19 protein-coding genes, 1 tRNA gene and 1 pseudogene are annotated in these 18,987 nt (G+C 35.8%); 11 read left to right on the top strand and 10 right to left on the bottom strand.

Annotated elements, in window-relative coordinates:
• Positions 1-156 precede the first annotated feature (156 nt).
• The 3 genes from ACJZU6_RS15450 (at position 157) to ACJZU6_RS15440 (ending at position 3,335) form a co-directional block, all read left to right on the top strand.
• On the top strand, positions 157-1,203 hold the full coding sequence (locus tag ACJZU6_RS15450) for an HlyD family secretion protein (RefSeq protein ID WP_080155549.1): 1,047 nt from the start codon (positions 157-159) through the stop codon (positions 1,201-1,203).
• On the top strand, positions 1,203-2,711 hold the full coding sequence (locus tag ACJZU6_RS15445; RefSeq protein ID WP_107275916.1) for a DHA2 family efflux MFS transporter permease subunit: 1,509 nt from the start codon (positions 1,203-1,205) through the stop codon (positions 2,709-2,711). The genes ACJZU6_RS15450 and ACJZU6_RS15445 overlap by 1 nt, the downstream gene beginning before the upstream one ends.
• 411 nt (positions 2,712-3,122) lie before the next feature.
• Positions 3,123-3,335, top strand: a complete 213-nt coding sequence (locus ACJZU6_RS15440) for a cold-shock protein (protein ID WP_036791338.1) — start codon at positions 3,123-3,125, stop codon at positions 3,333-3,335.
• Between the two features lie 196 nt (positions 3,336-3,531).
• On the opposite strand, the gene ACJZU6_RS15435 is transcribed toward ACJZU6_RS15440, so the two are convergent.
• Complete coding sequence (locus ACJZU6_RS15435) at positions 3,532-3,747, bottom strand: hypothetical protein (protein WP_107275915.1); 216 nt, start codon at positions 3,745-3,747, stop codon at positions 3,532-3,534.
• Between the two features lie 240 nt (positions 3,748-3,987).
• Complete coding sequence (locus tag ACJZU6_RS15430) at positions 3,988-4,542, bottom strand: YbhB/YbcL family Raf kinase inhibitor-like protein (protein WP_408901320.1); 555 nt, start codon at positions 4,540-4,542, stop codon at positions 3,988-3,990.
• A gap of 173 nt (positions 4,543-4,715) precedes the next feature.
• Between ACJZU6_RS15430 and ACJZU6_RS15425 the strand changes: the two genes are divergently transcribed.
• Positions 4,716-5,627: a LysR family transcriptional regulator gene (locus tag ACJZU6_RS15425; RefSeq protein WP_107275914.1), complete on the top strand. Its 912-nt coding sequence runs from the start codon at positions 4,716-4,718 to the stop codon at positions 5,625-5,627.
• Between the two features lie 28 nt (positions 5,628-5,655).
• On the opposite strand, the gene ACJZU6_RS15420 is transcribed toward ACJZU6_RS15425, so the two are convergent.
• Both ACJZU6_RS15420 and ACJZU6_RS15415 read right to left on the bottom strand, forming a co-directional pair.
• Positions 5,656-5,808: a hypothetical protein gene (locus ACJZU6_RS15420; protein WP_158258923.1), complete on the bottom strand. Its 153-nt coding sequence runs from the start codon at positions 5,806-5,808 to the stop codon at positions 5,656-5,658.
• Positions 5,808-6,188 (bottom strand): hypothetical protein, encoded by a 381-nt coding sequence (locus tag ACJZU6_RS15415; RefSeq protein WP_408901319.1) that lies wholly within the window; start codon positions 6,186-6,188, stop codon positions 5,808-5,810. Before ACJZU6_RS15415 ends, ACJZU6_RS15420 begins: the two co-directional genes overlap by 1 nt.
• 225 nt (positions 6,189-6,413) lie before the next feature.
• On the opposite strand from ACJZU6_RS15415, the gene rpoS reads away from it, so the two are divergent.
• Together rpoS and ACJZU6_RS15405 are read left to right on the top strand one after the other, a co-directional pair.
• Complete coding sequence (gene rpoS, locus ACJZU6_RS15410) at positions 6,414-7,268, top strand: RNA polymerase sigma factor RpoS (protein ID WP_408901318.1); 855 nt, start codon at positions 6,414-6,416, stop codon at positions 7,266-7,268.
• Positions 7,269-7,455: 187 nt separating this feature from the next.
• Positions 7,456-7,968, top strand: coding sequence for a hypothetical protein (locus ACJZU6_RS15405; protein WP_408901317.1), 513 nt, complete (start codon positions 7,456-7,458; stop codon positions 7,966-7,968).
• Between the two features lie 69 nt (positions 7,969-8,037).
• Here the strand turns inward: ACJZU6_RS15405 and ACJZU6_RS15400 are convergent.
• Positions 8,038-8,128 (bottom strand) — tRNA-Ser (locus ACJZU6_RS15400).
• A 297-nt stretch (positions 8,129-8,425) separates the two neighbouring features.
• Between ACJZU6_RS15400 and ACJZU6_RS15395 the strand changes: the two genes are divergently transcribed.
• Positions 8,426-8,995 (top strand): hypothetical protein, encoded by a 570-nt coding sequence (locus ACJZU6_RS15395; RefSeq protein WP_080156512.1) that lies wholly within the window; start codon positions 8,426-8,428, stop codon positions 8,993-8,995.
• A 111-nt stretch (positions 8,996-9,106) separates the two neighbouring features.
• On the opposite strand, the gene ACJZU6_RS15390 is transcribed toward ACJZU6_RS15395, so the two are convergent.
• Entirely contained in the window at positions 9,107-9,508 is a 402-nt protein-coding gene (locus tag ACJZU6_RS15390) for an H-NS family nucleoid-associated regulatory protein (protein WP_210434268.1), read from the bottom strand.
• Positions 9,509-10,124: 616 nt separating this feature from the next.
• On the opposite strand from ACJZU6_RS15390, the gene ACJZU6_RS15385 reads away from it, so the two are divergent.
• Positions 10,125-12,047: a BCCT family transporter gene (locus ACJZU6_RS15385; RefSeq protein ID WP_408901316.1), complete on the top strand. Its 1,923-nt coding sequence runs from the start codon at positions 10,125-10,127 to the stop codon at positions 12,045-12,047.
• Positions 12,048-12,123: 76 nt separating this feature from the next.
• On the opposite strand, the gene ACJZU6_RS15380 is transcribed toward ACJZU6_RS15385, so the two are convergent.
• Positions 12,124-12,762: a phage repressor protein CI gene (locus ACJZU6_RS15380; RefSeq protein ID WP_408901315.1), complete on the bottom strand. Its 639-nt coding sequence runs from the start codon at positions 12,760-12,762 to the stop codon at positions 12,124-12,126.
• A 417-nt stretch (positions 12,763-13,179) separates the two neighbouring features.
• Positions 13,180-13,428, bottom strand: a complete 249-nt coding sequence (locus ACJZU6_RS15375; RefSeq protein WP_036792931.1) for an ogr/Delta-like zinc finger family protein — start codon at positions 13,426-13,428, stop codon at positions 13,180-13,182.
• A gap of 276 nt (positions 13,429-13,704) precedes the next feature.
• Between ACJZU6_RS15375 and ACJZU6_RS15370 the strand changes: the two are divergent.
• Positions 13,705-14,898, top strand: a pseudogene (locus ACJZU6_RS15370) (IS3 family transposase).
• 615 nt (positions 14,899-15,513) lie between these two features.
• Here the strand turns inward: ACJZU6_RS15370 and ACJZU6_RS15365 are convergent.
• Positions 15,514-16,557 (bottom strand): GMP reductase, encoded by a 1,044-nt coding sequence (locus ACJZU6_RS15365; RefSeq protein ID WP_327768002.1) that lies wholly within the window; start codon positions 16,555-16,557, stop codon positions 15,514-15,516.
• 394 nt (positions 16,558-16,951) lie between these two features.
• On the opposite strand from ACJZU6_RS15365, the gene ACJZU6_RS15360 reads away from it, so the two are divergent.
• A complete protein-coding gene (locus ACJZU6_RS15360) occupies positions 16,952-17,278 on the top strand; it encodes a hypothetical protein (protein WP_235865754.1) in 327 nt (108 codons plus the stop codon).
• Positions 17,279-17,408: 130 nt separating this feature from the next.
• Here ACJZU6_RS15360 and ACJZU6_RS15355 read toward each other — a convergent pair whose 3' ends face one another.
• Positions 17,409-18,422 carry an AraC family transcriptional regulator ligand-binding domain-containing protein gene (locus tag ACJZU6_RS15355; protein ID WP_408901314.1) on the bottom strand — a complete coding sequence of 338 codons (1,014 nt, stop codon included), beginning with the start codon at positions 18,420-18,422 and terminating at the stop codon, positions 17,409-17,411.
• A 210-nt stretch (positions 18,423-18,632) separates the two neighbouring features.
• Here ACJZU6_RS15355 and ACJZU6_RS15350 point away from each other — a divergent pair, with 210 nt between their 5' ends.
• Positions 18,633-18,986, top strand: coding sequence for an MFS transporter (locus tag ACJZU6_RS15350; RefSeq protein WP_080155607.1), 354 nt, complete (start codon positions 18,633-18,635; stop codon positions 18,984-18,986).
• Position 18,987: the final 1 nt, after the last annotated feature.

Raw genomic sequence — 18,987 nt, 5'->3', positions numbered from 1 at the left:
AGCTTATAAATAGTACTTATTTTTAGCGCGATACTGGTAGTTATATTAAGACAATCAGTATGTATGCATGATGAATATAAGAAACATTTTAAGCGAAAATAATTCCTATCATCTAGACTCAAATTTAGCTAACTTTTAGCTAAATAGGATAAATCCATGGCAACGACAGATACGGCTCAAGTAGAACAATCAAACGCAACAAAAAAAACAAATAAGTTTCGAAATATTATTATTTTTATTGTTATTGCTGCCGGTTTAGGTACCGCAGGATATTTTTATATCCGTCATCAAAAATTATATCCAAGTACTGATGATGCTTATATTCATGCCAACATTCTTTATGTTGCACCACAAATCAGCGGCAAAGTTCTTAATGTTAATGTTGAAAACTATCAGCATGTTACTGAAGGGGACTTACTGGTTAAGATTGATCCTGCTCCTTATGAAATTGAGCTAGAACAAGCGAAAGCTGCTTATGAAGTGGCAACACAACAAAATAAAGCCACTGATGATGCAATTTTAGCGGCAAGTGCTAATGTACGTGCAGCTGATGCGAACTTGGTTGATATTCAAAAAAGCTATCATCGTGTAATGGATTTAGTGAATCGTAAAGTATTACCTGCACAACAAGGTGATGATATAAAAGCCAAGTTGGCGGGTGCTCAAACCTCACTTGAAGCCGCGCGTGCAAAAATGTCGCAATTGATTAACCAACAAGGTGCGAAAGGTAATGAAGCCCCACAAGTCAAGCAAGCAGCGGCGGCCTTAAGCCAAGCAACATTAAACCTTTCTTATACTAATATCTATGCGCCATATGATGGTGAGCTAGGTAAGGTCAGTGTTCGTCCTGGTAGTGTTGTCTCTCCTGGTTTGGCGATGATGCCATTAATTGAAGATAACACTGCATGGCTACAAGCGAACTACAAAGAGAAAGATATTGGCTTATTAAAAGTGGGTATGACTGCAAAGGTTACATTAGATATGTATCCCGATGTAACTTATCAAGGACAAATCGAGGCTCTTTCTCCTGCCAGTGGTTCATCTTTCTCATTATTACCCGCTGAAAATGCAACGGGTAACTGGGTGAAAGTACCACAGCGTTTCCCTGTGCGTGTGAAGTTTATTGATTTGAAAAATAAGCCATTACTGCGCGTTGGTGCGAGTGCAAATGTTACTATTGATACTCAATCAGAGACTAACTAATGAGTGGGTCAGTTACACCAGCTAACCGTTTATGGATCACCTTAGCCGTTATGTTATCAGCGATCATGGTATTGCTCGATATGACGATTGCCAATGTTGCTTTACCGCATATGATGGGGGCACTAGGGGTTACGTCTGAACAGGTGACATGGGTACTTACTTCTTACTCAATGGCTGAAGCTATTTTTATTCCCCTTGCGAGTTATTTTGCGCTTAAATTTGGGGTACGTAGATTATTAATTATTTCTGTCATCGGTTTTGTCGTTACTTCAGCTTTATGTGGCCAAGCTGATAGTCTTACTGAAATGGTTACCTTTCGAATCATGCAAGGTGCATTTGGTGCGTCAGTTATTCCATTGGCACAATCGACAATGGTGCAAATTTACCCTGCAGATCAACGCGGTAAAGCCATGGCATTATTTAGCGTTGGTATTTTATTAGGTCCTATTTTAGGGCCTACTGTTGGTGGTATTATCACTGAAAATATGGATTGGCGTTGGATTTTCTATGTTAACGTCCCTATTGGCGCATTGTGTCTGACGCTAGTTTATCTGTTTGTTAAAATTGAAGATAAAGGCGAGTCAAAATTAGACTGGCCGTTAGTTATTGGTATGGCTATTGGTATCGGCTTATTGCAGATGGTGCTTGATAGAGGTAATGAAGAAGGATGGTTTGAGTCTAACTTTATTCTGTTTTCATTGATCATCAGTGCAATTGCTTGGGTATTCTTTATTGTGCGTTCATTGCGTACAAAAGGGGATGTTGCACCGATGTGGCTATTAAAAGACCGTAATCTTGCCGTGTCATGTTTGATCATGGCTGGCTTTTCTATGGGATTATTTGGTATTACCCAACTTCAACCAATGATGTTAGAACAGTTATTACATTATCCAGTAGAAACGACAGGATTTGTGATGGCTCCGCGTGGGTTAGCTTCAGCCATTGTGTTACTTGTTATGGCACAATACATGGATCGATTAGATCCTCGAATGCTGGTGGCTGTAGGGCTTGGTTTTAATATCTTTGGTACTTATTTAATGATGCGGTACTCAATGGATATTAATTTCTATTGGGTTCTTGTGCCGTCAATTATTCAAGGAATGGGGATGGGATTGGTGTTTGCACCGCTGAGTCAAATGGCATATCGCACAATTGAGCAAAAATATGCTGTTGGTGGTGCGGTAATGTTTAATTTATGCCGAACCATTGGTAGTTCATTTGGTATCTCAATCGTAAACACCTATTTCAGCCGTACTCAACAACGGGAGTGGCATGCATTAGGCGCTGATATTACGGCAACCAATCCAATATTGCAGCAACAAGCAATGCAGCATCATACTACGGTGACTGATCCTAACTTTATTGCGCAAGTGGGTGCGCTATTACATCAACAATCGACACTACTGGCATTTGTCTATACGTTTGGTTTCTTGATGTTTTCTTATGTTGCATTATTACCATTGTTAGCATTATATCGATTTAAAAAAAATGCGGTTAATGGGAATTAAAAAGCATTCTATTTATAGGATAATTAGCTAATACCGAGAGAGAATATAAAGGCCTAGATTAGGTCTTTGTATTCACTAAAATTTAATGATAATACATTGATTTTATTAACACTGTTATTATTTATAATGAGATAAAAGTATTGTTTTTGATAGCAATGCTTTTTTTTTAAGCGGTTATAAAACCTCACCTATAAAAAACTTTACAAATACAATGTTTAATGAGATTATACCTTTACTCTGTAGCTAGAGTTATTGAACGAGAATTAAGTTAAAGAAAAACCTTAGAAGCATCTTCGTTATTGTTGTGTAAATTAGTGTTTCCCTTCGCTTTTCATCGTCATTTTTAATAACCCAAGTTACAGTGCATCGCATTTTGCGATAATTTTAAAGTATTTATATAAGGGACACATCATGTCTAACAAATCAACTGGTCTAGTAAAGTGGTTTAACGAAGAGAAAGGTTTTGGTTTCATTACTCAAGACAACGGCGGTGCTGACGTATTCGTTCACTTCCGTGCAATCGCTTCTGAAGGCTTCAAAACTCTTGCTGAAGGCCAGAAAGTGTCTTTTGAAGTAGAGCAAGGCCAAAAAGGTCTTCAAGCTGCAAACGTTGTAGCTCTATAATTTTATAGTTAATCTATAAAGTTTGATAAAAGCGTAAATAACTCTGTTATTTGCGCTTTTGTAGTTTCTGGGGCTTGTTTTTAAATATCTTCGCGTTAATCTTTCTGCTAACGCATAATCGACTGCATTATCCGCTAATACCTTACCTTTCTTTATTTACATTAATTGATTAATTATCATCTAGTCATAATGTTAATTACTTCTGATTAAAATTGACTAATCGTCCATCATAAGCACAAATAATACTAATTACTTCTTTCTTAAAGATCTGTGGGCATTGATAGTTTGTTTTTAACGATCGCATTTCATTGCGTATATTAGATTCAAATTCTGGAGGATAAACAACATTAATTGATAATGATAAGCCAGTGATTGTTTGGCGAGTCAGATGAAGGTTTTTCCAATATGTCATGCTGTTCCTTATTAAATCCAATGTCTTTATTTAAATGGTATGACATTCTGTATGTGAGTGATAGCAGTATTTAGCATGATAAATGTAAACAGGTCGATATTCTGTATAGGGGATAATCTAAGCGGGTTAGGTAATATAAATTGATAATAGAAGGATGTTAGGAGTATAAGATATAGAAAGACTCTTTAATCCATTGAAGCTACTGTTAGTATTAAAGTAGCTTCAATGGGAAATTATCTTTTATCGAGCATTAGTTGGCGCGATAAGACGAGCCTTGCCAATAACGTGAGCAAGGATGTTATAACCCGCTAATGCTGGAGATGCATTTTCAGGTAGTTTGATATTGGCTGTATTTAAGGCATAAACCGTAATTTGGTAATTATGTGGTTTTGCTTTTGGTGGAGGACATGCACCGCCAAAACCTTTAAAACCAAAGTCATTAGTTACCATACTTGCACCTTTGGGTAAGTTTTTACCACCAACGGCCCCGGCACCTTCTGCTAATGAATGGATATTGGCCGGAATGTTGATTACACTCCAGTGCCACCAACCACTTCCTGTTGGCGCATCAGGATCATACATTGTTACAGCAAAGCTTTTTGTGCCAGCAGGGATATCATTCCAACTTAATTGTGGTGATTCATTCTTACCAGTACAACCCCATTGGTTAAATAGCTGAGAATTACTTAATGTTTGATCATTAGTAACATTTTGACTGGTTAATGTCATTGCAGCCTGTGACATAAAAGATGGTAGGGTAAAAAGCAGCGCCACAGCAAGCGTCTTAATCTTCATAGTAGTACCTATGGGTTAGTTAAAACTAATGTTATTTTAATGTGTCATCATTATCTAACAATCAGTAAACGTTATGGTGAAATATCTTATACGTATAATGTGTTATTTATTACAATAGCTCAAATCAATAAAACTGTACCAATAGTTGAGAAAAAATCACTTAAGGATTCAATGTGAGATCACTTCCCCCATTAAAAGGTATTATTTATTTTGAAGCTTCTGCAAGACTACATAGCTTTAAATTAGCAGCAGAAGAATTATTTGTAACACCAGGTGCTGTGAGTCATCAGATTCAGACACTTGAAGCATTTATTGGTCAAAAATTATTTATTCGCCAACATAGGGGAATTAAATTAACCAATGCTGGTGTGCGTTATTTCAATCGTATTGGTTTGATTTTAAAAGATTTAGATCAGGCAACGACAGATATTGGTTTCATGACAAAAAAACAAAAAATAACAATAGCGATTCCGCCAACATTATTAAATAAGTGGTTATTACCACGAATTGATTACGCATATCTGAGTGAAAATGATATTTCGGTTGTCTTTATTGATACCATTGAAATGTTAGACTTAAATAAAGAAAATATTGATATTTCAATTCGTTATAGTATTGAAAAACCAAATGAAAAATACTGCCGATTGTTATTTCAGGAACAAATGATTGCTGTTTGTGCACCTGACTATACTGATAAGCCTTTAAGTTACTTGTCAGCAGAATTATTATCAACGAGTACTTTGATTGAAACGACGAATAGACTAATTCAATGGGATTTAATTTTAGCGAATAATAATATTAAATTAGACCCTAATCAAAGTAAGATATATTTTCAAAATTCAATGCATGCCATTGAAGCAGCAATACAAGGAATAGGTGTTGCTTTTATAAACCGTATTTTTGTTGAATCGTATTTAAAACAAGGCATTCTTATTGAAGCTATTGATATGGGTGTTATGCAGGATAATATTCCTAGTTATTACTTGGTGAGTAACTATGAGAAAATGCAAAATCCAGCAACTCAACTTCTTTATCAAGAAATTGAGTCATATATTAATGATGATATTGTGACAGGTGCTGTTTGATATGTCTTAACTGTAAATAATAAATAATTTATTCAGTATGCATTGCGGTATCTGTAATTGCATCATCATTTTCAATATCTTCAAGCAGTGATCTTAATTGTAAGATTGCTTGTGCTAGCGAGTATTTATTATTACAGACTAATGACTGAATCTGTTGTTGGTAATCAGATAACTGTCTCATTATTTGTCCTTATAAACATCAGTTGTTAATGTTGCACTGTATTTTTCACCAAGTAGTGAATCACGAGCTGCAGACCATGCGTTGGCATAGCACATGGCTAATGTCGCTTTATCGCTACTTATTATAGGTCCTTTATCAATGGTCGCTTTTTGGCTAGAGCATTGATTATCAATTTGTTTACTGTATTTATCGCCTTGATTTGTAAAATTATAAACTTGATTCTTTGCACTTTTTGTTGCTTGTTGTAAACAAAGAATAAGACCTTGTTCATCATAATTCTGATTACTGACACATGATTGCACAACAATAGAATTCGTTGCATTTGCTGCTGCTGAAAATAGAGCACCAACAGTAAGGGTGACTAAAATTGTTTTTTTCATGAAGGGATGCATTAGATCTACTCTATCATTATTTAGGTTTTATAATAAATAGTATACCTTAGTCATATATAGTAAATATATAAAATAGCTATTAAGCTTTTATCTTTGTAACTGATAAAAAATTATTAGCTCTAGGTCAAATTTTTGTAATTAATTGTTGTTAATAGGATAAAAATAGATTTATTATGTAATCTGTAAATAATAGAAAATACTCAAGGATGATGTATGAAAGAAGTAGTATTTGAAAATGATGTTGTTCGGCTTTATTTGAATGATATATCGTTTAAACCTTTGCTAACAAAAAACGACGAAATTCTTTATAGTCGTAAATCCTTATTGGGTGATGAGCAGGCTAAACGTGTGCTTATCGAATCTAATTTACGTCTTGTTGTTAGCTTAGCTAAAAAATATCGAGCTTCTACTTTGTTATTGAGTGATTTAATTGATGAAGGAAATATTGGTTTAATTACGGCTGTCGAAAAATTTGATCCAGAAAAAGGATTTCGATTTTCTACTTATGCATCGTGGTGGATTAAACAGACAATTGAACGGGCAATTCATAATCAAAGTCGTACTATTCGATTGCCAGTACATGTGTCAAAAGAAGTGAATACGATCTTACGCGCCCATCGTGATTTAATGGCTAAAAATAATAATGAGCCATCACCAGAAGATATTGCTGATTATTTAGAGCGTGATGTGAATGACATAACTTTATTAATAACAAATAATCAGCATGTTTTATCATTTGAACAGACATTGAATGAAGATGATCATAATTCGTTATCGTCTTTTGTTGCAGATGAACATGCGAATGTAGATAAAGTAATAGAGCGTAGTGATATGCAAAAGATCACTAAAAAAATGTTATATACATTAACTGAACGTGATCGTGAAATTATTTGTCGTCGGTTTGGATTATTAGGTTATGAACCGCAAACATTACAAGAAGTTGCTGATGCAGTAGGATTAACGCGAGAGCGGATTCGACAATTACAAATAAAAAATCTTATGCGTTTAAAGCGCGCTTTAATGAATGACAATTATGATGTGGAAATGTTGTTTTCAGTATCTGCGTAAAAACAATTGTTGCTAATCCTAGTATAAAAGAGGTGACGTTTGTCATCTTTTTTATTATGGATGTATTGATCATAAATACAGAGTTATGCTCCATATCTGTAGATTGCACTTTATATTGATAGGCATATTATAACGTTACATCCTTAGTGATAAAGTCATTATCATTCATAAGTTTAGGAGTATTGTTATGCCAACTACCGATGAAGCATGTGAACATTCAGAATTACTTAATGCATTAATCTCTAGGCAATCATTATTATCTACCAATAGAATGCAATATATTGTTTATGCAGCGGCACTTGCTACTCAGAATAAAAAAGTATTACAAACGATTCAACATCTTGTTGGTGATATCACGCTTAATCAGCGTCAAGATATTCATCATGCTGTGGTTAGAATGGCAGCGACTAATGCTTACTATATGGCGATGCATAGTATTGATTTAAAATCTAAAATGACGAATGCAATGCAATTAGCGCCTTTAAAAGAATTAGATGTCGAAGATATAACAAGTTATTATTATGCCTGTATTGCCGCTTGTTTAGTAAATAATGGTTACAGCTGTTTGAACAATCATATTACATTATTACGTTCTTGTGATGAGTCGGATGATTCTATCAATATGGCATTAAGGCTCACAGCATCTGTACTCACTATGTGCCAATCAAGTTTTAATAATGATTACTTCTTAGATAACTGATTGATTTGAAAGTAGATGATTATTATAGATGTAAAAAAACCGCTAATAAGTTAGCGGTTTTTTTGAATGTGGCGGAGAGATAGGGATTTGAACCCTAGATACGCTATAAACGTATGCCGGTTTTCAAGACCGGTGCTTTCAACCACTCAGCCATCTCTCCATGCCGCGAATAATACGGCTATATGTGTGTTATGTAAATATATTTATCATTATTCAAGTTTGATTGAATAATGAATAAACAATAATACTATTATCTGTACTCTTTTATGATTTTATCTCAATGCATTTATTTTATAAAATAATAAGTTAAGTTATTAATCGAAGAAAATTAGTCTTATCGGTTGATGTAATAATCAACAATCGTATGGTATTATCCTCTAAATTTTTAGCATTATTCCAGTATATATATGGATATACGTTAAATATTAATATTAGATCACCATTAATCGTTAATGGTATGTTGAGAGATAGTGTTGTGATTGATTTATTGAAAGATATATTGGGATGGACATCGGTGGTGTTTTATATCTTAATCACTATATTTAACACCATGAAAGTTACCCGTTATGCCGCTTTTGCTTCTGCAACAAACGATACAATATGGTCAATTTTAATGGGGTGGTGGCCGAAAGTTATTCTCAATTTATCGGTTACAGCAATTAATTTATATCGATATTTTAAAGATTTTACTCAAACAGCGAAAATCATTATTCAATTGTTAGCAACAGTTATGGTGATAGGCATATCATATATTGTCTATGTTGCTGTTAATGCTTTTATTGCTGAACCCACACTGGCTGTAGGATTACAGTTTGTTGATTTAGGGGTAATTGTCATTGCTTTATATATGACTGAATTGAAAAAATACCGCAGATTAATGTTGCTATCTGGTTTTGTAGGTATGGTTGGTTATTTTGGTAACCCTCAGATGATGATAATTAAAGCATTAGTTATTCTAATTATGAGCTATAAACTATTTACAACTCGAAATGATACTCCAGAACAACAAGCCGCCGAAAATAAATGAATTCAGAAGAAAAAGCAGGTTACTCTTCAATTATTTATTGATATAAAAAACGCTCATTGTTAATACAACGAGCGTTTTTTTGAACATTAACTTAATTAAGTTATGTCTGAATTAGATTTCGAAGCTTGCGAGTGCATCGCCATTATCTAATAATTGTTGTAGTGCTTTAGGTGTACGGCCTTGGCCTGTCCACGTTTTCTCATCACCATTTTCATCAACAAACTTGTATTTAGCTGGACGAGAAGCTCGCTTTTTCTTGGTTTTTGGTGTGTCACCAATTAATGCAATTAATTCTTCCGGTGTAATGCCTTCAGCAGCAAGCATATCGCGGTACTTTTGCAGTTTTGCTTCTTGTTCTTTATTTTCAGCTTTAGCTGCTTCTTCTTCCACACGACGTTCTTCAACGACTTGGGTGAACTTTTGTAGACCTTCTTGTAGATCTTCAATAGACATTTCACGCGCTTGAGCTCTTAAAGAGCGTAGATTTAAAAGAGTTTCAATCATGTTATTAATTCTAAATAAAAGTAATTTTGCCTATTGTACTTAACTTTTATAATAAGACACTAAAAATAGTCACCATAGTTGTAACTAAATCTCATTTTTTCTTTTTTAATTGTCATTTTTACTTCTTTTTTATTTAAAGTATAAAATAAGAAGCAATTGTCTGTCGTATTATCATTAGTTACACAATAAGAGAAATAGCCGAGACTAATTGATAGTCATTATAATAACGGTGCTTGAATTATACTTTAATGCCATCTGTACTATAAAATAATCGATAAATATTTAATGAGTTATTGATTGTGAAAAACCGATAGCTTCAATTGTGTATGTAACATTAATTTCATATATAGTCCCTTATACATAAGGTTATGTAGCATATAATTTTATTATCACCATGCTTTTTATTAGCAAGTAAGCTGTTTATTTGTTTCAACTTGTAACGTGAAAGTGTTTTTTTTGATTGTTAATTCATCAAAGAGGTCATATTCGCTCAAAAAATTCATTACATTAAGTAGGATAAAAAAAATTCATCGTTACCATTACTGATGTTATTTGTATGATTAGTGTTAAAAGAACATCATATGTGTAACTTTTCATGGATGATATATAGCAGTAAGGATATCGTTTGAATACATTACGTAAAAACTTCGAATTAATTGATAAGCCCACATTCTTTGGGGCATTAGCAATGTTGATTTCAGTGGTTGTGCCACTCCTTTTATTTCCAAAAGAAGGCGCAGAGTGGATTGCTGTTGCAAAAACCTTCATGACTGACCAACTGGGATTTTTATATTTAGCGCTGGGTATGGCTGCCTTTTTCTTTATGATTTATATTGTTTTTTCTGATATTGGTCAAATTAAATTAGGTGATGCAGATGAAGCGCCTGAATTTAAAACCGCATCATGGGCGGCAATGCTTTTCTGTGGTGGTATCGGTGCCAGTATTTTGTACTGGGGTGCTATTGAGTGGGCTTATTATTATCAAAGTCCACCATTTCAATTGCAACCAGGAAGTGAAGAAGCTGTTCGTTGGGCCGCAACTTACGGTGTTTTCCACTGGGGTCCTATTGCATGGTGTATTTACCTTGTACCAGCAGTGCCAATTGCGTATTTCTTCTATGTACGTAAGCAACCAGTCTTGAAAGTTTCAGCAGCGTTAATGCCTGTTATTGGTGAAGCGCGTAGCCATGGTTGGATTGGTAAAGTTATTGATGTGTTATTTATTTTTGGATTATTAGGTGGTGGTGCTACAACATTAGGTTTGGCCGCACCGTTGATTACTGAAGGTGCACATTATCTCTTTGGCACGCCTAAGACGACAGAAACACAGATTATCGTATTGCTTATCTGTACCTGTATTTTTGGATACTCTGCTTATGCTGGTATGGAAAAAGGCATCAAAGTTCTGAGTAACATTAACTTTTGGGGAGCATTAGGCTTACTTGCCTTTATTCTTGCTGTTGGTCCAACGATTTTCATGTTAGAAACGGGCCTCGATTCATTGGGACGTATGCTATCTAACTTCTTCATCATGGCAACTTGGGCAGAACCTTTCGGTGGTTATGGTACATTTGAAGATACACACTTCCCACAAGATTGGACTATTTTCTACTGGGCATGGTGGCTAGTCTTCGCACCAAGTATGGGTCTATTTATTGCCCGAATTTCTCGTGGTCGTACAATTAAGCAGATGGTTACAGGCTCGATCTTCTTCGGTTCGATGGGTTGCTTCCTCTTCTTTATGGTATTGGGTAATTATGGCTTATCATTACAATTATCTGGTGCACTTGACGTGGTTGGTATTTTAAATGCAGATGGCGCAACTAAAGCTATCTTCTCTATTCTTGAACAACTGCCGTTCAGTACCATTGTTATTGCTGTATTTACCTTGCTATGTTTAATTTTCACAGCAACAACGTTTGACTCTATTTCGTATATTCTTGCTTCTGTGGTTCAAAATGATGTAACAGAAGAGCCTATGCGTTGGAACCGTTTATTTTGGGCTTTTGCAATGTCGTTCATGCCATCAGTGCTGATGTTTATGGGTGGACTTGCAACGTTACAAACAGCCGCAATTGTGGGTGGATTACCACTGTTATTTATTACTGTTATGTTAATGATATCTGCTGTAAAAGCGGCCTCACTAGATTTAAGAAACCAAGATGGTTATGAAGATCCAGTCATTAATATCGAAGAACTGCCTGATGTTGATCCATGGTCAACCGAAGGTATGGCACTTGCAAAATTTGAACAATTAAAAGATATAGCGATTGAAGCAGCAAACACTGAGCGTGATGCGCTGAATGCAATCTGGAAAATTAAGAAAACAATTCGTGCCCAAGCATTAGCAAGTGGTGATAGTGGTACTGATTCTGGTGATGTACCTCAAGAGTTAGCAGAAGAGCTGCATCGATTAACAGCAGAAGCGATGGCAGCGAAAGAAGCGAAACTTGAAGCATCAGAATTGGCTCAAGAAGCACGAATTATGTTTAACGAGATCATGAAACAAAAAGAAGAAATGTCAGATATAGAAGTACAAAAAGCATAACTTACTATTAATTAAGATAAGGCGATCTTCGGATCGCCTTTTTTTGTGTTTTTAAATAAATACAAATAGCAATTATTTATATATGGTTAATAGAAATAATCACTTTTCCCATGATTGTAATGTCAGCTTGAGCAACTGCAATGGAAGATTGACCGTAGTGCAATACTAGCTGATTGCCGGGCAAACGTTGAATATCATTAATCGACATAAGGTTATCAATTGTGATCAGATAGCTACCACTAATAGGTAAAGTATCATTTTGGTCGATGATCATTGTCGTTGAAGCTGTTTGTAGCGCCATGAAATGATGTGGTTCAGTCTGTGATTGCTTAAGTAATATTGGATCAAAAGATAAGGCTGGCAGAGCGGTGAGTTCACCTGATTTCAATTGATAATGCGGTAATGTTAAAGTATGAGAATCTGAATATTGTTCTGATTTACTCATTTCAGGAAATGCGTCACCTTCATTTAATAATAACCACCTTAGTGATACTCCTGTCGCAAGGTGAGATCGAATAGCAATTTCAAATGGGGTAGTTTCTCGAGAATGCCATGTTGATACAGTGCCACGTGGGACACCAAAAACATCAGCAAGATTTTGATATTCATCAATGTTTAATAATGAGCATAATTTAGATGTAACAGCTTTTCCACCAAGATATGGATAAGTAGAAATAATAGGAATATGAGATTTAGGTGTCATATTAGGTTTCATTTTGGACTCTCAACCTTATCAAGGTAATGGTAATAACAACAGATTAAGCCTCTAATACCGACAATAACACGCATGAGTGATACTGTATGCATAGCGTTTGACTAATGTTTTTTTTATTAATTATACATTTAGTTTATGCGTTGGTATGTAAATTTACCAATATGCCGTCATCAATAAAACTTATTGCATATTATTTCACGGTTTTTTGTCATATTTGACCCGTTTATCATCACTATGTCGTTATCGGCATCAGTGCTCGTATATTAATTATTTCTAGTGATGTAATAGTTAAACTTATACGTCCTAAAAGCAAGAAAATGCCATATAGCCTTTACAATCGTTAACTATATTAAAAGTACTTTAGTACTGATGGTTATATTCAGTATTAAAGCGGAACGTATAACGTTCCGCATAAGTTTAGATTGTTAGCATTTGATGAAGCTCTTTCACTTTTTCGGGTGGCATTGTTTTAACTAATGCAATAACGAGTTCATTTACATTTTTTGCTGATGGACTAATGGTGTGGCTAAAGCCAAGGGACATAACAAAAGTATGTCCACATTCTGGATCTGAGCACGAACAATATAAGTCTGCTGCTGCATTTGAGAACCAGTTTGTTTTGTTAATACGTGCTTTTTCGCCACACTGAGTACAATGAATACGCATAGCCATTTGAATTACCTGCTTAATATGTAAGGCAAAAATTCAAGAATCATTTATATAAACAATGTCATTACCCATAAAGAGCCAAATCATGGTGAGCATTTAGCTCGACATAGATAAGCTTAAATTTTCACTTTTATAGGAATGATAGTGTTACCTACCGTAATTAACGTCGATCTGCTGTTTTTCAGTTAATGAGATGTCAGTTAATTACTTAATTCTTGTAGTGGTACATTAAATTTGGCCACCTACTCAGAGGTGATATCATCACCTCATAACATGGATAGGTGACATTATGACAAAGCGTACAAGACGATTATTTAGTGCTGAATTTAAGCTTGAAGCAGCACAATTAGTTCTAGAACAAAATTACTCAGTAACAGAAGCAGCCCAAGCAATGAACGTGGGTAAATCTACGATGGATAAGTGGGTTCGACAGCTTAAAGAGGAGCGCCAAGGAAAAGCTCCCAAAGCATCACCAATGACGCCTGAACAAATTGAAATACGAGAATTAAAAAAGAAGTTAGCGACACTTGAAGAGCATAATGAAATATTAAAAAAAGCCACCGCTCTCTTGATGTCAGACTCATTGAACAATTCTCGTTAATCGAGAAACTCAAGAAGAGCCACAGCATAACAACGTTATGCAAAGTATTAGGTGTTCATCGCAGTAGCTATAAATATTGGCAGAGACGGCCAAAGTTTATTTCTATTGAATTGATTAAACTTCGTTGTTTAATCAAAGAGGTACATGCAGCTAGCAATGGTTCTGCTGGGGCTAGAAGTATTGCCGGTATGGTTACTGCTCAAGGCATCGCCTTGAGCCGATATCGTGCATCTAAGCTAATGAAAGGCCTTAATCTTGTTAGTTGCCAATCGCCGAAACATCGATACCGTAAAGTAAAACAGGAACATATTGCGATTCCTAATCACCTTGATCGTCAATTTGCGGTTACATCACCAAATCAAGTTTGGGTCGGTGATGTGACCTATGTTTGGACTGGAAATCGTTGGATGTATCTTGCTGTAGTTATCGATCTATTTTCGAGAAAACCTGTTGGTTGGGCGATGTCTCTATCGCCTGATAGTCGATTAACAGGTAAAGCACTTCTGATGGCTTATGAATCACGAGATAAACCTAAAGAGGTTATGTTCCACAGCGATCAAGGTAGTCATTATACAAGTCGCTACTATCGACAATTATTATGGCGATGCCAGATTAAACAAAGTTTATCTCGTCGGGGAAATTGTTGGGATAACGCACCAATGGAACGTTTCTTTAGAAGTTTAAAAACAGAATGGGTTCCAAATGTTGGCTATCGTAGTTTTGCTGAAGCAAAACACGAAATCACTCGATATATTATTGGCTATTACAGCCAATTAAGGCCTCACCAATATAATGGCGGATTAACCCCTAATGAATCTGAACGATTATATTGGTTAACCTCTAAAACTGTGGCCAGTATTTGTTGACCACTACACTTCTTTCGCTTAAGCTAAATACTTGGTAATCCACGTAACACTCCATTGTTGTATAACAGCTTATTAATAAGCATTCTTACTTTCACGCAAAAGCACACTTCTAAAACCCAGCAATGATAATCAATTTAATTCATAAATATCATGATCTTGATAGCGTATTTTATCTTTCAAATACTGTTTAATAATGTAGAAAGTAAGAAACATTAAATCATTACTTTTCATACGTTTATGATTTTCACCTTCGTTTTTAATAAGAAATATTTCTTATTAAAAACAGAACTCAAGCGATAAAATCACCATATTTTATTATAACTGTTTATATACACAGTAAATAAAACTAATCAAAAATCACGTTAATACGATATGAATGAGTATTTGATCTAACAAGTTTAGGGGCAAAAACAAGCTAACTTGGTTGTTAAACGCTTTAAGGTTTCAACATTCTGTAAATAGATTCCCTATCGATCTCACAGACATTTACTGTAAGGAATGACGGTTGTTGTTAAAAAAAGACAATAAAAAAGCCAGAGTAAGATCATTATCTTTCTCTGGCTTTATATAGCTTTATAAGGCTGTTTCAATACTATTTATTGAAAAATATTAAGCTTACTCTTTACCGTAAACGTTATTTTCTTGTTCTTGAACGCGGATAAACGTCGTACGCTTCGTTAATTCTTTTAGCTGTGCAGCACCTAAATAAGTACAAGTAGAACGTATACCGCCCATGATGTCTTGAATGGTGAAATTTACAGAACCACGGTAAGGCAATAATACTGTTTTACCTTCAGCTGCGCGGTATGTAGCGACACCACCTGAGTGCTTAGACATTGCGCTCTGGCTCGACATGCCGTAGAACTTCATGAATTGCTTGCCGTCTTGCTCAATGATTTCACCGTTACTTTCAGTGTGGCCTGCAAGCATACCGCCAAGCATTACGAAATCAGCACCGCCACCAAAGGCTTTTGCAACATCACCCGCACATGAACAACCGCCGTCACCGATAATACGACCACCTAGGCCGTGAGCGGCATCGGCACATTCGATGATAGCTGAAAGTTGTGGGTAACCAACGCCAGTTTTAACACGCGTAGTACATACAGAACCTGGGCCAATACCGACTTTAACAATGTCAGCACCTGCAAGAATAAGTTCTTCAACCATATCACCCGTAACGACGTTACCTGCGCTGATTACTTTATCAGGGAACTGTGCGCGAACACGCTCAACGTACTCTACAAGGTGCTCTGAATAACCATTAGCAATATCAATGCAGATAAAGATAATGTCGTCAGTTAGCGCCATGATGTCTTTGGTTTTTTGGAAATCAGCTTCAGAGGTACCGGTTGATACCATGACGTTATTTAATACTGATGCATCGTTAGCGCTGATGAACTCAGCCCATTGCTCAACAGTGTAATGTTTATGAATCGCGGTCATGACTTTGTGTTGCGCTAAAGCGATAGCCATATCAAAGCTACCGACTGAATCCATATTAGCAGCAATAATTGGCACGCCTGACCATTGACGGCCACTATGTTTGAATGTAAAATCACGGGTTAAATCAACTTGAGAGCGACTTTTCAATGTTGAACGTTTTGGACGAAATAAAACATCTTTAAAGCCTAACTTTAGATCTTGTTCGATACGCATGATTTGTATTCCTTACAAATTAATAGAATGCAGCCCTCGTTAAAATCGTTACTGGCAGGTAACTTTTTTTCCTGTTGAGCGGGCGCAAAAAAACCGGAGCGTTGGCAGACGCTCCGGTTTTCAGCATTATAGGCAGAGATTTGTTAAATACAACCCCTAAAATGTAAACAAATATATCTCAATGCAAAAAAATTGAAGAAAATCCCGCCTTTTTTATGAATAATCTCTTATTTTTTATCATCTTTTAATTTATCTCCTTGGCTAATCTCTGCATAATTTATGTAATTGATGAGTTTGAAAATAAATTAAATTGCAGTTGGTATCTCTTTTTTTACCCGCTATGATTTAATTTTAGGATAACTTAAAGCATTAAATGGGCTGTGGAAGGGTTGAGTTGTTTAAGAGACGAAAGAGAAAAAATCAATTTCCCGTTGATTTTTATGGTGAAGAGGGGAGCTGGCGCTTTGTGATCCGTGCTATGCGTCAAGATGAGATCATTGATGCTATGTACTGGTGTGCGCATATTTCATGTCATCGTAAAGATTTTGATTTACTGCATATTGCGAGTGATAAGTTCGATTGTCGTTATAATTATTCAACAGCAGACTTATCAGATTTACAGTTTGGCCTAAGTGGTACACCATTGAAAGTAACCATGATGGGGCCGATTGTATTAATGTCGACCATTAATGAACATTTTGTTGATACAGAAATAGAGTAACAATCTGAACCATTGGTGCGAATAAATTGGCGCATGTAGTGGTGTGGTTTAAGTTATAGACAATAGAAAAACGCTAAATAACAACCGTTATCTAGCGTTTTTTTATGACTTTTTTTGAGACATACGCCGTTTAGTTTAGGCTACGTTCCAATAATTTTTGTTGGTATTGTGCTGGTGTTAAACCACGATTACGTTTAAATGCTTTGCTAAAACTTTGGACATTACTGTAACCAAGTACAGTTGCTATTATGTCGATACTCATGCCTGAGAGCATATATTTTATGGCGATATTACATAAAATATAATTTGTCATACCAGTAAATGTCCAGCCGTTATCATGTAAGCGACGTTGTAATTGTTGGCGTGATAATCCTACCTTTTCAGCAACAAAATCCAGTGTAGGAAAGCCGTAATAACGTGAATAGTTAATGATTTCAAACATGACCTTAGCAAGATCTAATGGTTGGGGCATATTGAGTAAATCATCCAATTGTAAATTTGAAACCAGAATGGGTTTTGTTATTGGCAAAGGACGCTGGTTACCATGCTCCAACATTGAAAGATTTAACCAAACCTTTGTTGCAGATGATTGCCATGTGATCGGGCATCCAAAAAATTGTTGAATGGCGGGATCTATTATTTCTGCACCAGAAAGCTCTACTTTTAAAGGAACGTAATCGTCTCCCATGTAGTTACGGGTGACTTGGGTAAATAAAATCGCAATTTTTAAGCTGTCAAAACTCGCCGCACGCCCATGTGCATAGTTATTGTAATATACCCACTTAACAATTTTTCCTGATTGTTGACCATGAAAAGACGCCCCTCCTTGTAAACATGATACACCGTAGTTGATTCGTCGAAATGCTAATGCAAGATCAGGGCAAGTCACGTACCAATTACCAATAGGCCCGATATTTTCAAAGGTGATATCTGTGGCTATTTTGATCATATAAGCCGAATCGTTGGTTAATTCTTCAATACGCTCTAACCATTGTAAATAATCATTAAAAGGGATCAAAGACATCGGTTCTTTGAGTAATTGAGCTGGAATACCTAATTCAGCCAAGCCGATTCCATAGTGTTTTTGTAAGCCAAGTTCTAATGGTTTAAGAAAGGCGGTTCGAATAAAGGCAATATTGATCATGATGTTCTTCTTATGGTGCTGATGGGCATTTGCTGAAATAAGTAAGATTATTATCGTTAGTGTAAGTCTAATTATATCAATTATTGGCTATTTTCGATTTAAATAGACTCAAGTTATACCGTTAATGTGAGCTCTCTCCATAATGACGGCTGTTCATCACTGCATGAGTGATGCTTGTTAACTATTTTAGTTTTGAACCGGAGAGTGTGGATGAGCTTACTGAGTATGCCCTTTGTCGATACCAATGTAGACACAGTATTAAGTGTGTTTGCGGGGGTAGTATTAATTGCAACCATTGCTGCTGTTGCGATTGGTTTTTGGAAAATACACGAATTACCTATTCATAAAGCATCGACGAAAGAGCATCACCAAATAGGCTTAATAACCGCCCTAACATGGATTGGTTTTGTGTGGCATTGGGTATGGGTGTTGGCAGTCATTATTGCATTTGTTGATGGGGAAAAAGCCCTGTGTCGCTTGCGTGATATTTGGCATGGTGATCGCTTACCTGTCGCGCCTGCTACGTCTACAGATGCTATGACTACAGATACAGAGGAGAAGTAGT

The organism is Photobacterium piscicola (assembly GCF_046058925.1).
Lineage (GTDB): Bacteria > Pseudomonadota > Gammaproteobacteria > Enterobacterales > Vibrionaceae > Photobacterium > Photobacterium piscicola.
The sequence above is the reverse complement of the archived record's forward strand: the minus strand, read 5'-3'. Positions and strand labels throughout refer to the sequence as shown.